The sequence below is a fragment of the Rhodoplanes roseus genome (assembly GCF_003258865.1).
GTDB classification, from domain to species: domain Bacteria; phylum Pseudomonadota; class Alphaproteobacteria; order Rhizobiales; family Xanthobacteraceae; genus Rhodoplanes; species Rhodoplanes roseus.
This window is the reverse complement of the sequence record NZ_NPEX01000160.1, coordinates 1-13,494: the sequence shown is the minus strand read 5'-3', so window position 1 is coordinate 13,494 and position 13,494 is coordinate 1. Positions and strand designations below refer to the sequence as shown.

Here is a 13,494-nt window from a genome sequence, read left to right as displayed (position 1 = left end):
CGCTCCGCGGCGAGCCACCCTCTCCCGCGAGGGGAGAGGGAAAAGCGCAGAGTCCCGGGAGAGGCCCGATCTGATCAGGAGGCGTCGTCAGACCGGATCACTGGGCACCACCGGTGCGGCCGCGGCCTTGCGGCGGCGGGCGAGGCCGCGCAGCCATTGGCGACCGAACAGGGCCGCGATGGCGACCGCATAGGCGACGGCGCCGATCAGCGCGAGCGCGGCGAGCGACAGCTCGTGCCGCCATCGCTGCCCCGGCTCCAGCATCGCGGCGACGAACCGGTCGCCCGCCATCAGCGCGAAGGCGAGCACCGCGGCGGCAACGGCGAGGCGCGCGACCGAACGCATCAGCCGCGGGTCGCGGCCGAGATGGCCGGCGCGCCACGCGAACCAGACGACGAGCAGGAAGTTCACCCAGGCGCCGACCGAGGTGGCGAGCGCGAGGCCGACCTGGGCGAGCGGCCCCATCAGGGCGATCTTCAGGCCGACATTGACGACCACCGAAGCGAGCAGCGCCTTGACCGGCGTCGCCGTGTCGCCGCGGGCCAGGAAGGTCGCCGTGACGCTGCGGATCAGCACGAAGGGAAGCAGCCCGACCGTGTAGGCCTTCAGGGTCGCGCCGGCCGCCGCCGCGTCGGCCGCCGTGAAGGCGCCGCGGGAAAACAGCGCCAGCATGATCAGGTCGGGCAGCAGCAGGAAGGCGACCAGGCACGGCACCGAGAGAAGGAGCGTCAGCTCCATGGCGCGGCTCTGGGCGTCGCGGGCCCCGGCCGCGTCGCCCGAGGCGATGCGGCTCGCCATCTCGGGCAGGATCACGGTGCCGACCGCGATGCCGATGACGCCGATCGGAAGCTGATTGAGGCGGTCCGCGTAGTAGAGCGCTGAGAGGGCGCCGGCCGGCAGAAAGCTGGCGATGATGGTGTCGGCGAACAGCGCGATCTGCAGGCCGGCGGAGCCGACCGTCGCCGGCCCGAGCGCGCGGAAGAACTTTCTCACGTCCTCGTCGAGCGAGAAGCCGGCGAAGCGCGGCAGGCCGGTGCGGCGCGCCGCATCGGCGCCGACCAGCACGACCTCGAGCACGCCGGCGATCAGCACGCCCCAGGCGGCGGCGTGGCCGGCGGTGGGGAAGAAGGCGGCGAGCGCCAGCGTCGCCATCATGCTCAGGTTCAGGAGGATGGGCGCGGCGGCGGGCGCGGCGAAGCGCTGCACCGCGTTGAGCATGCCGCCGTAGAGCGTCACCAGGCTGACCAGCACCAGATACGGGAAGGTGATGCGGGTGAGATCGACGGCGAGCCCGAAGCGCCCCGCATCGCCCGAGAAGCCGGGCGCCAGGAGCCCGATGACGGCCGGCGTGAACACCAGCGCCAGAACCAGCAGCACCGCCTCGGCGGCCATCAGCATGGTGAAGACGCGATCGGCGAACAGGCGCGCCGGATCGGGCCCGCCCTGCTTCAGGATGCGCGCATAGGCCGGCACGAAGGCGGCGTTGAAGGCGCCCTCGGCGAAGATCGCCCGGAAATGATTGGGCAGGCGCAACGCGACGAAGAAGGCGTCGGCCACCGGCCCGGCGCCCAGCACCGCGGCCAGCATGATGTCGCGCAGGAACCCGGTGACGCGGGAGAGAAGCGTCAGCCCGCCGACAGTCGCGATGCGTCCGAGCATGCTCGCTTTCCGTCATTCCGGGGCGCACCGCAGGTGCGAACCCGGAATCCAGCCACACACCCCGAGTTCTCGGCTGGATTCCGGGTTCGGCGCCGTGCGCCGCCCCGGAATGACCGAGAAGCGACTATTCGGTCGGCGTCACCCCTTCACGGCGCGGCGCACCGAATCGATCACCCGGTCCTGCGTCGGCGCGTCCATATAGGCGTGCATCGGCAGGCTGATCACCTCGGCCGCGACCTTGTCGGACACCGGCAGGCCGTTGCCGGCCGAGGGATAGTGCTTGTAGGCCACCTGACGGTGCAGCGGGATCGGATAGTAGATCGCGGTCGGCACGCCGTCGGCCTTGAGCGCCGCCGCGAATGCGTCGCGCGTCCCGGCCGGAATCCGGATCGTGTACTGGGCCCACACGGAGGAATACCCCTCGGGGACGACCGGCACGCCGACCACGTCCGCAAGTCCCTCGGCATAGCGCTCGGCGACGGCGTCGCGGGCGAGAATCTCGTCGGCGAAGATCTTCAGCTTCTCGACCAGCACGGCGGCCTGCACGGTGTCGAGCCGCGAGGTGAGGCCGATGCGGACGTTGTCGTACTTGTCCGAGCCGTGTCCGTGCACCCGGAGACTCTTCAGCGTCGCGACCAGTTCGGCGTCGTCGGTGAAGATGGCGCCGCCGTCGCCGTAGCAGCCGAGCGGCTTCGCCGGAAAGAAGCTCGTCGCCGTCGCGGTGGCGAGACCGTCGGTGCCGAGGCGCTTGCCCTTGTAGGTGGCGCCGTAAGACTGAGCGGCGTCGTCGAGCACGAACATCCCCTCGGCCTTCGCCAGCGCGGCGATGCCGTCGAGATCGGCCGGCAGGCCGAACAGGTCGACCGGGATGATTCCGCGCGGCTTCAGCCCGAGCTGCTTCGCCTTGGCGATCGCCGCGGCGGCGCTCTCGACCGAGATGTTGTAGGTCGCCTCGTCGATGTCGGCGAACACCGGCGTCGCGCGATGCAGCGCCACCACCTCGGCGGTCGCGCAGAACGTGAAGGACGGGCAGATCACCGCGTCGCCCGGGCCGATGCCCTTGGCCATCAGCACCAGCGACAGCGCGTCGGTGCCGCTCGCGCAGGTGACGGCGTGGCTGGCGCCGCAGAAGGCCGCGAGGTCCTTCTCCAGCGTCTGCACCTCGGGGCCGAGGATGAACTGACAATGCCCGAGCACGCGCGCGACGGCCTCGTCGACGCGGGTGCCGAGCGCGCGGCGTTGCGCCGCCACGTCGATGAAGGGGATCGGCGCGGGCTGCAGGCGGGCGTGCTGGGTCATGAGGTATCCCGAGAGTCTGATCGGCCGTGCGACGCGTCAGCGCGCCGCGACGCGCGGCTTGCGGACCGGCTCGCCGGCCGAGATGCCGCCGTCTTCCAGGCAGCGGATGGCGATTTCGAGGCTGGCGACGCCCTCCTCGCCACCGACCGGAGGACGCGTGCCGGTGCGCACCGCCTTGACGAAGGCGCCGAGCTCGGCGCGCAGCGGCTCGTCGTGGCCGACCGACAGGTGGCGCATCGAGTAGCTGCCGTCCGGCTGGAAGCCGTAGCACTCGGTGACCTGGCGGGTGAGCAGATCGCCGGTGATGTATTTGCGCTTGGTCGCGATCTGGACGGTGCGCGCCTTGAACGGCGTCAGCCAGTTGGTGTTGATGTGCGCCAGCACGCCGGACGCTGTCCGGAACTGCAGCAGCGCGATGTCCTCGCGCTCCGCCTTGGCGCTGGAGAGCTGCGGCTGAACCTCGACGATCTCCGAATCGGTGAACCAGCGCACCAGATCGATGTCGTGCACGGCGAGATCGATGACGATGCCGACGTTCGACATGCGCGGCGGGAACGGACCCACCCGCGTGATGGCGATCGAGAGGATGTCCTCGTTGCGGATCGCTTCCTTCAGCGCCTGGGTCGCCGGATTGAAGCGCTCCACATGGCCGACCATCAGCGTGACATTGGCGCGCTTGGCCGCATCGATGATCTCGTGGCCCTGCTCGACCGTCGAGGCGATCGGCTTCTCCACCAGGACGTGAACACCACGGCGAATACAGGCGAGCGCGAGATCGCGATGCAGATGCGTCGGCGCCGCGATCGTCACGGCATCGACGCCGAAATCGAGCAGCTTGCCGATGTCCGGAAAGGTGCCGCAGCCGAGCGTGCGGCCGACGAACTCGGTCTGCCCGACGCTCGGATCGGCGACTCCGATGAGCTGAACGCCCGGCAGTCCGGCGAACACGCGCGCGTGATTGCACCCCATCACGCCGACGCCGACCACGCCGACGCGTAGCGGCTTCGGTGCGCTTCCCCTCGCGCTGTCGACCATGTCCACCCGTCCCAAGAACTGTCCTGGCGCCCTCCTAGCACGCCGGACCGGGCGGTGCGACGTGAAAAGAACGTCACCCAAACACGTTTTGATTCAAATATTTACAATCTGAATTCGAGCCCGCCTACGGGCTCTTCCGGATTTCCTTCGCGTCGCGACGTGACAATCGCGGCTGCGTCGCGGCGGCCTCACCGCACCAGCCCGTAGCCTTCCAGATCGATCTCCGGGCTACGCCCGGAGACGATGTCGGCGACGATTCGGCCGGTGCCGCAGGCCTGCGTCCAGCCGTTCGAGCCGTGGCCGATGTTCAGATAGAGACCCTCGACGTGAGTCGGTCCCAGATAGGGCGGGCCGTCCGGCGTCATCGGCCGCAGGCCGGCCCAGGGTGCGGCGGTGGCGGCGCTGTCCACGGCGGCACCCGGATAGATCGCCCGCACGGTCCTGCGCACCGCCTCGATTCCGTCGGGGCGGACAGCGAGATCGTACCCCGCCACCTCCGCCATGCCGGCGGCGCGCAGCCGGTTGCCGAGCCGCGTGATCATGACCTTGGAATGCTCGTCCATCACGGCGGAGCGCGGGCCGTCCTGATCAGGTCCGAGATCGACCGTGATGGAGTAGCCCTTCACCGGATAGATCGGCAGGCGCAGGCCGACGCGCCGCAGCAGGAACGGCGCCTCGACGCCGAGCGCCACCACCACGGCATCCGCCTCGTAGATGCCCATGTCGGTCTCGACGGCGCGCAGCCGCCCGCGTTCGACGCGCAGCCTCTGCACCGTGGTCTCGTAGGCGAAGGTGACGCCCTCGCCGGCGAGACGCGCGGCGAGGGCCGCCGTGAACATGGCGCAATCGCCGGTCTCGTCCCCGGGCAGGTTCAGACCGCCGGCGAACCTGATGGTCGAGCGCGCCAGCGCCGGCTCGGCCGCGAGCACGCCGTCGGCGTCGAGCAGCTCGTGGGTGACGCCGAACTTCTGCAGCACGGCGGAGGAGCGGCGGCCGCCCGCCGCCTCGTCCTCGGTGCGGAAGAGCTGGAGCACCCCGCCCTCGCCGTGATCATAGGCGATGCCGGTCTCCTGGCGCAGCGCGACCAGGCACGCCTTGCTGTAGTGCGCGATGCGCTGCATGCGCGCCTTGTTGCGGGCGTAGCGCTCCGGCGTGCAGTTCTTCACGAAGGCGGCGAGCCAGGCGTACTGGTGCGGATCGAGCGTCGGCCGCATCGCCAGCGGGGCGTAGCGGTCGAGCATCCAGCGCAGCCCCTTCATCGGCATGCCGGGCGCCGCCCACGGGCCGGCGAAGCCGGGGCAGACACCGCCGGCATTGCCGAAGCTCGTCTCCAGCCCCGGCGCGGCCCGCCGCTCCAGCACGGTCACGCGGTGACCGGCACGGTGCAGATAATGAGCGCAGGCGGTGCCGACCACCCCTGCCCCGAGCACGAGAATGTTCATGATGACGACCTGCGACGCGTCGGCGGACCATGGGTCTTCGGCCGTCGCACGTGCTGCCCGACACAGCTGCCTCTCGGCCGGCGACGGCGTCGATCCCGGGGATGCCGGGACCGTTGCTCCTTGTCCCGGGCGTACCCGAGACGATGCTCTTGGGCGCAGGGCCGACCGCGGCTCACTGCGACTTGATCATGCCGTCCTTGATGATCTTCTCGGTGCGGAGCATCTCGTCCGCGATGAAGGTCTCGAAGGCTTCGGTGCTCGAGCCGATCGGCTCGAAGCCGAGAACGGCGAAGCGGCGTTTCGTGTCCTCGTCGGCCAGCACCTTGGCGGCCTCGGCCTGCAGCTTGGCGGTGATCTCCTTCGGCAGCCCCTTCGGCGCCCACAGGCCGTACCACGAGCCGAAATCGAGCGGCTTCATGCCCGATTCGGCGACGGTCGGAATGTCGGGCGCCGCCTTGCTGCGCTCGAGGCTGGTGATGGCGAGCGCCTTGATCTTGCCGGCCTGCACGAGCGGCAGCGACGCGACCATCGGATCGGCGAGCATCGGGGTCGCGCCCCGATAGGCGATGACCAATGCATCGACACCCGCCTCTTGCTTGAGCAGCTCGACCGCGAGATGGCCGGCGGCGCCGAACCCGGAGGTCGCGAACGTGTACTTGTTCGGCTCCTTGCGGACGAGGTCGAAGAACTCCTTCAGAGTGTTGGCCGGCACGTTCGGCGCCGTGCTGACGATCAGCGGCCCGGAGGCGACCAGCGTGATCGGCGTGAAATCCTTCGCGACATCGTAGGGCACGTTCTTGAACAGGAACGGCGCGCCGACGTGCAGGGAGGCGTGCAGCAGCAGCGTGTAGCCGTCCGGAGGCGATTTCGCCACCGAGCCGGAGCCCACGGTGCCGCCGGCACCGCCCGCGCGGTTCTCGACGATGACGCCGACACCGAGCGACTCCTGCAGCTTGTGCGCCAGGATGCGGGCGACGCCGTCGACCGAGCCGCCGGCCGGCACCGGGACAACCATCGTGATGGTGCGGGACGGATAGCTCACCCCCGCCGGACCGCTCGACGCCGGGCCGGAGCTGGCCGGGCCGGAGGCGGCCAGGGTCGCGATCAGAGCACACGTCGCCAGGGTCGTTCGTCTCATGTCGTCCTCTTCCCACTCTCGCGGCCGACCGCCGATCACAATCCGGAGCCGGCCGGCATTTCAATACCTCCTTCAAAGCAAGTCCCAGGCCATCTCGGCCAGGTTCACGATGGAGTGCAGGACGGTGTCTCTGCATCGGCGCGGTCTCGCGGCGAGGCCGCCGATGCGCGGCTCACGATCTGATCAGATCGCGTCGGACGCGATGTGCCGGCGACGCGGCGGCAGGAGGCGTGGCCGCAGGAGGCGCGCCGCGGCTGCGGCACGCCTCCCGATCAGGACGACGGTCTCGTTCGTCATTCCGTCTTGATGTTCGAGTCCTTGATGATCTTCTCGGCCCGCGCCATCTCGTCGGCGATGAACTTGGTGAACTCCGGCGAGGTCGAGCCGATCGGATCGAAGCCGAGGGTGGCGAAGCGCTTCTTCGTGTCGGCCTCGCCCAGCACCTTGACCGAGACCTCCTGCAGCTTGGCCGTGATCTCGGGCGGCAGGCCCTTCGGGCCCCACAGGCCGTACCAGGACACGAAGTCGAGCGGCTTCATGCCGGATTCCTCGACGGTCGGGATCTCCGGCGCCGACGCGGTGCGATTCAGGCTGGTCACGGCGAGCGCCTTGATCTTGCCGGACTGCGCGAGCGGCACCGACGAGAGGGCCGGATCGGCAATGAGCTGAATCTGGCCGCTCATCAGATCGGTCAGCATCGGCCCGGCGCCCTTGTAGGCGATCACCAGCGCGTCGACGCCGGCTTCGCGCTTCAAGAGCTCGATCGCGAGATGGCCGGCCGAGCCGAAGCTCGAGGTCGCGAAGGTGTATTTCGACGGGTCCTTGCGGACGAGATCGAACAGCTCCTTGAGGTTCTTGGCCGGAACGGTCGGGCTGGTGCTGACGATCAGCGGGCCGGCGGCGACCAGCGTGATCGGCGTGAAGTCCTTCACCACGTCGTAGGGCACGTTCTTGAACAGGAACGGCGAGACGACGTGGATCGACGCCTGCAGCATCAGCGTGTAGCCGTCCGGCGCCGCCTTGGCGACCGTGTTGGCGCCGACCAGTCCGCCCGCGCCGCCGGCGCGGTTCTCGACGATGACGCTGACGCCGAGGCTCTCCTGGAGCTTCTGGGCCAGCACGCGGGCGACGCCGTCGACCGAGCCGCCGGCCGGATACGGCACCACCATGGTGATGTTGCGGGACGGATAGGCTTGCGGCTGCGCAGCGGCGGGCGATGTCGCGACCGCGGTGCCGGCCGCGGTCGCGCCCGCGAGCGTCGTTATCGCGACAGCGTATGCTGCCAGGCTGTTCTTGATCATGTTGTCCTCGTGTCTCTCGGGTCGGGAGCTGATCAGCTCTCAATAAGTCCCGGGGTAGCTTCCACCGTCGATCAGCAAGTTCTGACCGGTTATGAATCCGGCTTTCGAGGAACACAGAAAAGCAAAATACGCGCCGAGTTCTTCCGGGTCGCCGTAACGGCGGGCCGGATTCGCCGCCGCACGCGCATGCCAGACCTGCTCGAAGCGGTCGCCGACGTCGTCGATCATGCCACGGATGTGGCGACGCTGCGCATCGCTGTCGAAGATGCCCGGAAGCAGATTGTTGATCGTGACGTTGTGCACCACGGTCTGGCGCGAGATGCCGGCGACGAAGCCGACCAGCCCGGAGCGCGCGCCGTTGGAGAGGCCGAGCTCCGGCTGCGCGATCTTCACGCTGCGCGACACGATGTTGACGATGCGGCCGAACTTGCGCGCCATCATGCCGTCGACGGTGCGGCGGATCATCTCGATCGGCCCGAGCATCATGGCGTCGAGCGCGGCGATCCAGTCGTCACGCCGCCAGTCGCGAAAATCGCCGGGCAGCGGGCCGTCGGCGTTGTTGAGCAGGATGTCCGGCTCGGGGCACGCCGCCAGGATCGCGTCGCGGCCCTCCTCGGTGGTGATGTCGGCCGCGACCGGCGCCACCGTGGCGCCGAACTGATCACGAATCTCCTGCGCGGTGCGCTCCAGAGTCTCGCGCGTGCGCGCCGCGATGGTCACCGCGACGCCCTCGCGGGCGAGCGCTTCGGCGCACGCCCGCCCGAGCCCGCGGCTGGCGCCGCAGAGAAGCGCCTTGCGGCCCGTCAATCCGAGATCCATGGGGGCCGCCTCCGCCGCCGTCGTGTGTCGCGTCGCGGCTCAGGCCGCGACGGCCGAGAGCGGCTTCAGCTCGTAGCCGTAGGTCTTGTCGAGGCCGAGGTCGGAGACGATGCGCAGCCCGCGGGCGAGATGATCGGCGGCGAGCCCGGTGAGCGGCTTGCGCAGGTCGCCGGCCGGCAGGCCGACCGCCTTCATCAGCGACTTCACGGCGACCGGGTTGATGGCCGAGTAGGTGAAGTGCAGCAGCGGCAGCATGCGCAGATAGGTCTCGCGGAAGTTCGCCGCGTCCGTGTAGTCCGTCCACGGCGTCGAGATGATGGCGATCTCGCGCGGCGCGATGTTGCCGGTCATGTTGGCGGTGCCGTGGCCGCCGAGGCTCATGGTCGGGACCACGAGGCCGAGATTGGGGCTGTCGCAGCACATCACCGCGACGTCGGGCCGGCCGGCCAGCACCTGCGCGACCTGGCCGACGCGGCCGGTCGACTCCTTGTGCACCACGTAGTTCGGATGCTTGAAGATGCGCAGCAGATGCTCCCAGTGCAGGTCGCTCTTCACCCGCGGCGGGTTGTTGTAGATGCCGAGCGGCAGGTCGGTCGCGTCGGCGACGTCGAGGAAGAACCGCTCGATGTCGTCCTCGGGCGCGCAGATATAGGCGGGCGCCGCCAGGATGGCGCCGTCGGCGCCGTTGTCCTTGGCGAACTTCACCATCGCGATCGTCGACTCGGTGTTGTTGCCGGTGCAGCCGAAGAAGATCGGCATCTTCGGCGTCTTCATCTTCGCCGTCTCGACGATGATGGACTTCTTCTCCTCCGGCGACAGCATCGAGGTCTCGCCGGTCGAGCCCATGATCAGGATCGCGGACGTGCCGTTGTCCTCGTGGAACTTGAGGAGCGTGCGGAACGCCGCGAAGTCGACCGAGCCGTCCTTGTTGAACGGGGTGATCAGCGCGACGAACGAACCGCTGAGCTTGGTCTTGGCCATGGTGGTCTCCAGGAGGACGTGATCGGTGGTGGTTTCACACCGCCGCAGCGGCATGCGCAAGGGGTGGCGGATCGAAAGCCCGGACGGGCGGCACGGTCCCGACGAAGCGCTCCACCTCGACGAGCGTCGATTGCGCGCTCGACCCCTGGGTGAGCCGCGACGTGCCGATGTCGGGCGTCAGGACGTTGGGATTGCCGTGAACATCGAGGCCTTCGCCGGTCGGGACAGGGTCGAACCACGCCCCGGTCGCCATGATGGCGACGCCCGCGGCCAGGCCCGAATCCGTCGTCACGCCGGCCAGACATGCGCCTCGCGCATTGTAGACCCGCACGATGTCGCCGTCCGTCAGGCCTCTTCGGGCGGCGTCGGCCGGGTTGAGCCGGATCGGCTCGCGCCCGAGAATCTTTCCGGCGGCCGACACCGGGCCCGGGTCGGTCTGGCTGTGCAGGCGGCGGACCGGCTGGTTGGTGATCAGGTGCAGCGGGAAGCGCGCCGCCTCCGGCGCGCCCAGCCATTCGGCCGGCGGCAGCCAGGCCGGATGCGGCGGCGCGTCGTCGTAGGCGAAGCCCGCGACCGTGGCGGAGCTGATCTCGATCCGGCCGGACGGCGTGCCGAGGCGGTGCGCCTCGGGATCCTGGCGGAACTCCTCCAGCAGCACGTAGTCGCGCTCCGGCGGCGGCAGCTCGACCACGCCCTCGGCCCAGAACTGCTGGAACGACGGCAGCTCGATGTCCTGCCGCGCCGCGCCGTCGCGCAGGCGCTGATAGACGAGGCGGCACCAGTCCATCTCGTCGCGCCCCTCGGTGAAGGCGTCGGCATAGCCGAGCTTGCCCGCCAGCGCCGCGAAGACGTCGATGTCGTTGCGGGCTTCGCCGACCGGGGCGATCGCCTTGTGCATGGCGAACACGAAGGGATCGCGCGAGGTGCCGCCGACGTCGTTGCGCTCCAGCGTCGTCGTCGCCGGGAGCACGATGTCGGCGTGGCGCGCCGTCGGCGTCCACCACGACTCGTGCACGATCACGGTCTCGGGCTTCTGCCAGGCGCGCTGCAGCCGGTTGAGGTCCTGATGATGATGGAACGGATTGCCGCCCGCCCAGTAGACCAGCCGGATGTCCGGATAGGTGAGCGTCTGGCCGTTGAACGCGTAGGTGCCGCCGGGATCGAGCAGCATGTCGGCGATGCGGGCGACCGGGATCGCGGTCTTGGCCGGGTTGAGCGGCGGCGCGATCTCCGGACCCGGCAGCGCCCGGCGCGGCAGCCCGGGCCCGTGGATGGAGCCGTGGGCGAAGCCGAAGCCCTGCCCCGGCAGGCCGATGCCGCCCAGCATCGCGGCGAGCGTGATCAGCGCCCAATAGGGCTGCTCGCCGTGATGGGCGCGCTGCAGCGACCAGGTGGCGGTCAGGAAGGTCGGCATCGCGGCACTGCGCCGGGCCAGATCACGGATCGTCGCGGCCGGGACGCCGCAGATCGCCTCGGCCCATTCGGGCGTCTTCGGCGTGCCGTCGCTCTTGCCCGTCAGATAGTCGGCGAAGCGATCGAAGCCGGCGCAGTAGCGTGCGAGGAACGCCGTGTCGTGGCGGCCGTCCGACAGCAGCACCTGCGCCATGCCGAGCATCAGCACGACGTCGGTGTTGGGCCGGATCGGAATCCATTCGGCGTCGAGGAAATCCGGCGCGTCGGCCTTGAACGGGCTGACATTGACGAACCTGACGCCGGCCGCGCGGGCGCGGCGCAGCCAGGTCTCGGTGTCGTGCGCGCCGACGCCGCCGGAACCGACCTGGCTGTTCTTCAGCGCGAGGCCGCCGAACGCGATCATCAGCTTCGTGTTGTCGATCACGCTCGGCCAGTCGGTGGCGCGGCCCGTCACCGCCTGGAAGCTGCCGAGGATGTGGGGCAGCAGGAACTGCGCCGCCCCGAACGAGTAGTTGGCGAGCTGGTCGACGAAGCCGCCGCCGAGCGCGAGGAAGCGCCGCACCAGCGTGCGGGCGTGATGCACGCGCCCCGCCGACGACCAGCCGTAGGATCCGCCGAACACGGCGGTGGGCCCATGGGCCTGCCGCACCCGCGTCAGCTCACCGGCGACGAGATCGAGCGCCTCGTCCCACGACACCTCGCGGAACGCATCGTGCCCGGTCCGCGGCTTCCCCTCGCGCCAGCCTTCGCGCACCGAAGGGCGCGCGACGCGGAGCGGCGAGTGCACCATCTCGGGGATGGCGGAGAGCATCGGCGAGGGTGCCGGGTCCCGCGAGAACGGCGTGCAGCGGACGATGCGGCCGTTCTCGACCGTGGCCGTGAACGCGCCCCAGTGGGACAGCGAGACGTGTCGTTCGGTGTGCTTGTCGGGGGTCATGGGGTGAATTTGGACCGGCCCCGGGCGCTACGCAACCAAGGCCGCGCTCTTCGCGAGTGCGAAGTCGACCGCGGCGTCGGCGTGCAGGAAGGTGGAGTCGAACACCGCCAGGTCGGTGTCGTCCTGGCCGATCAGCAGCCCGATCTCGGTGCAGCCGAGAATCACGGCGTCGGCGCCCTGCTGCTTCGCCCGGGCGATCACGGCCCGATAGGCCTCGCGCGACCGGTCCTTGATCACGCCGCAGCACAGCTCGCCGAAGATCACGTCGTGCACCATGCCGCGCTCCTCGGAGGTCGCGGGCACGATCGCCTCGATGCCGAAGCGGCTGCGCAGGCGGGCGCGGTAGAAGTCCTCTTCCATGGTGAAGCGGGTGGCGAGCAGCAGCGGCTTGCGGATCCCCTTCTCCTTGAGCGGCGCCGCGGTGGCGTCGACGATGTGGAGGAGCGGCACCGAGACGGCGCGCTGCACCTCGTCGGCGAGCTTGTGCATGGTGTTGGTGCAGATCAGCAGGCAGTCGGCGCCGGCCCGCTCCAGATCACGGCCGATGCCGGACAGCACGGCGGCGGCCTGGGTCCAGTCGCCGGCCCGCTGCAGCGCGACGATGCCGTCGAAGTCGACCGAGCGCATCAGCACGTCGGCCGAATGCAGCCCGCCGAGGCGCTCGCGCACCTGCTCGTTGATCCGCCGGTAGTACACCGCGGTGCTCTCCCAGCTCATGCCCCCGATCAGCCCGATGGTGTGCACGGCACGCCTCCCTGCAGTTCGCTTTCGATCGGGCGAGCCTAGGAGGTATCGGGAGCATTCGGTTCGCAAAGTCATGCGCCCCGCAGGCGCTACGGGGCAATGACGTTTGTAGAATCCATAGTAAAAGAAATCAGATTCTAATTTCCGGCCTGCACACGAAACGAGCATTCTATGGACCGAATCGACCAGAAAATACTCGATCTCCTGCAGGCGGACGTCACCCTGCCGATCGCGACCATCGCCGAGAAGGTCGGACTGTCCACGGCGCCGTGCTGGCGCCGGATCAAGAAGCTGGAGGACGACGGCGTCATTCAGCGCCGGGTTGCGCTGGTCGATCGCCGCAAGGTGAACGTGCCGATGACGTTGTTCGTCTCGGTGCGCACCACCCGTCACGCGATGGAATGGGTCGACGACTTCCGCCACATGATCGCGGACATTCCGGAGATCGTCGAGGTGTGGCGGCTGACCGGCGACGTCGACTATTTGCTGCGCATCGTGGTGCCCGACATCGACGCCTACGACGCCGTCTACAAGCGGATGATCGACCGCGTCGAGCTCGCCGACGTCTCCTCCGCCATCGCCATGGAGGAGCTGAAATACACCACCGCCGTCCCGACCAGCTACATCGCCAAGACGCGGTAAGGCGACAGAACCGACACAAACTCAGGCGGCGCCGAGACCTATCTGCGTGAGGCCCTGCAGCCCTTCGTCGATCGCCGCATCTGC

Annotated in this window: 11 protein-coding genes; 1 reads left to right on the top strand and 10 read right to left on the bottom strand. The window is 69.3% G+C overall.

Going from position 1 to position 13,494, the window contains the following annotated elements; translation table 11 throughout:
• Positions 1-87: 87 nt before the first annotated feature.
• The 10 genes from murJ to CH341_RS19980 all read right to left on the bottom strand — a co-directional run bounded on the left by murJ (position 88) and on the right by CH341_RS19980 (position 12,768).
• Complete coding sequence (gene murJ, locus CH341_RS20025) at positions 88-1,659, bottom strand: murein biosynthesis integral membrane protein MurJ (protein WP_111420750.1); 1,572 nt, start codon at positions 1,657-1,659, stop codon at positions 88-90.
• Between the two features lie 138 nt (positions 1,660-1,797).
• Positions 1,798-2,958 carry a DegT/DnrJ/EryC1/StrS family aminotransferase gene (locus CH341_RS20020; protein WP_111420749.1) on the bottom strand — a complete coding sequence of 387 codons (1,161 nt, stop codon included), beginning with the start codon at positions 2,956-2,958 and terminating at the stop codon, positions 1,798-1,800.
• 36 nt (positions 2,959-2,994) lie between these two features.
• A complete protein-coding gene (locus CH341_RS20015; RefSeq protein ID WP_111420748.1) occupies positions 2,995-3,993 on the bottom strand; it encodes a Gfo/Idh/MocA family protein in 999 nt (332 codons plus the stop codon).
• Between the two features lie 188 nt (positions 3,994-4,181).
• Positions 4,182-5,435: a D-amino acid dehydrogenase gene (locus CH341_RS20010; protein ID WP_111420747.1), complete on the bottom strand. Its 1,254-nt coding sequence runs from the start codon at positions 5,433-5,435 to the stop codon at positions 4,182-4,184.
• 172 nt (positions 5,436-5,607) lie between these two features.
• Positions 5,608-6,573 (bottom strand): Bug family tripartite tricarboxylate transporter substrate binding protein, encoded by a 966-nt coding sequence (locus CH341_RS20005; protein ID WP_111420746.1) that lies wholly within the window; start codon positions 6,571-6,573, stop codon positions 5,608-5,610.
• A gap of 293 nt (positions 6,574-6,866) precedes the next feature.
• Positions 6,867-7,874, bottom strand: coding sequence for a Bug family tripartite tricarboxylate transporter substrate binding protein (locus CH341_RS20000; RefSeq protein WP_111420745.1), 1,008 nt, complete (start codon positions 7,872-7,874; stop codon positions 6,867-6,869).
• Between the two features lie 39 nt (positions 7,875-7,913).
• Positions 7,914-8,693 (bottom strand): SDR family oxidoreductase, encoded by a 780-nt coding sequence (locus tag CH341_RS19995; RefSeq protein ID WP_111420744.1) that lies wholly within the window; start codon positions 8,691-8,693, stop codon positions 7,914-7,916.
• 39 nt (positions 8,694-8,732) lie between these two features.
• Complete coding sequence (locus CH341_RS19990) at positions 8,733-9,674, bottom strand: 4-hydroxy-tetrahydrodipicolinate synthase family protein (RefSeq protein ID WP_111420751.1); 942 nt, start codon at positions 9,672-9,674, stop codon at positions 8,733-8,735.
• A gap of 34 nt (positions 9,675-9,708) precedes the next feature.
• Positions 9,709-12,024, bottom strand: coding sequence for a molybdopterin-dependent oxidoreductase (locus tag CH341_RS19985; RefSeq protein WP_111420743.1), 2,316 nt, complete (start codon positions 12,022-12,024; stop codon positions 9,709-9,711).
• A gap of 27 nt (positions 12,025-12,051) precedes the next feature.
• Entirely contained in the window at positions 12,052-12,768 is a 717-nt protein-coding gene (locus CH341_RS19980; protein ID WP_111420742.1) for an aspartate/glutamate racemase family protein, read from the bottom strand.
• A 171-nt stretch (positions 12,769-12,939) separates the two neighbouring features.
• Between CH341_RS19980 and CH341_RS19975 the strand changes: the two genes are divergently transcribed.
• Positions 12,940-13,410: an Lrp/AsnC family transcriptional regulator gene (locus CH341_RS19975; protein WP_111420741.1), complete on the top strand. Its 471-nt coding sequence runs from the start codon at positions 12,940-12,942 to the stop codon at positions 13,408-13,410.
• Positions 13,411-13,494 lie beyond the last annotated feature (84 nt).

Bases quoted from the DNA above. Each gene is read 5' to 3' on its own strand.
- CH341_RS20005 (WP_111420746.1), bottom strand. From the start codon at position 6,573: ATGAGACGAACGACCCTGGCGACGTGTGCTCTGATCGCGACCCTGGCC.
- CH341_RS20000 (WP_111420745.1), bottom strand. From the start codon at position 7,874: ATGATCAAGAACAGCCTGGCAGCATACGCTGTCGCGATAACGACGCTC.
- CH341_RS20015 (WP_111420748.1), bottom strand. From the start codon at position 3,993: ATGGTCGACAGCGCGAGGGGAAGCGCACCGAAGCCGCTACGCGTCGGC.
- CH341_RS19975 (WP_111420741.1), top strand. From the start codon at position 12,940: ATGGACCGAATCGACCAGAAAATACTCGATCTCCTGCAGGCGGACGTC.
- CH341_RS19985 (WP_111420743.1), bottom strand. From the start codon at position 12,024: ATGACCCCCGACAAGCACACCGAACGACACGTCTCGCTGTCCCACTGG.
- CH341_RS19990 (WP_111420751.1), bottom strand. From the start codon at position 9,674: ATGGCCAAGACCAAGCTCAGCGGTTCGTTCGTCGCGCTGATCACCCCG.
- CH341_RS20020 (WP_111420749.1), bottom strand. From the start codon at position 2,958: ATGACCCAGCACGCCCGCCTGCAGCCCGCGCCGATCCCCTTCATCGAC.
- CH341_RS20010 (WP_111420747.1), bottom strand. From the start codon at position 5,435: ATGAACATTCTCGTGCTCGGGGCAGGGGTGGTCGGCACCGCCTGCGCT.
- CH341_RS19995 (WP_111420744.1), bottom strand. From the start codon at position 8,693: ATGGATCTCGGATTGACGGGCCGCAAGGCGCTTCTCTGCGGCGCCAGC.
- murJ (WP_111420750.1), bottom strand. From the start codon at position 1,659: ATGCTCGGACGCATCGCGACTGTCGGCGGGCTGACGCTTCTCTCCCGC.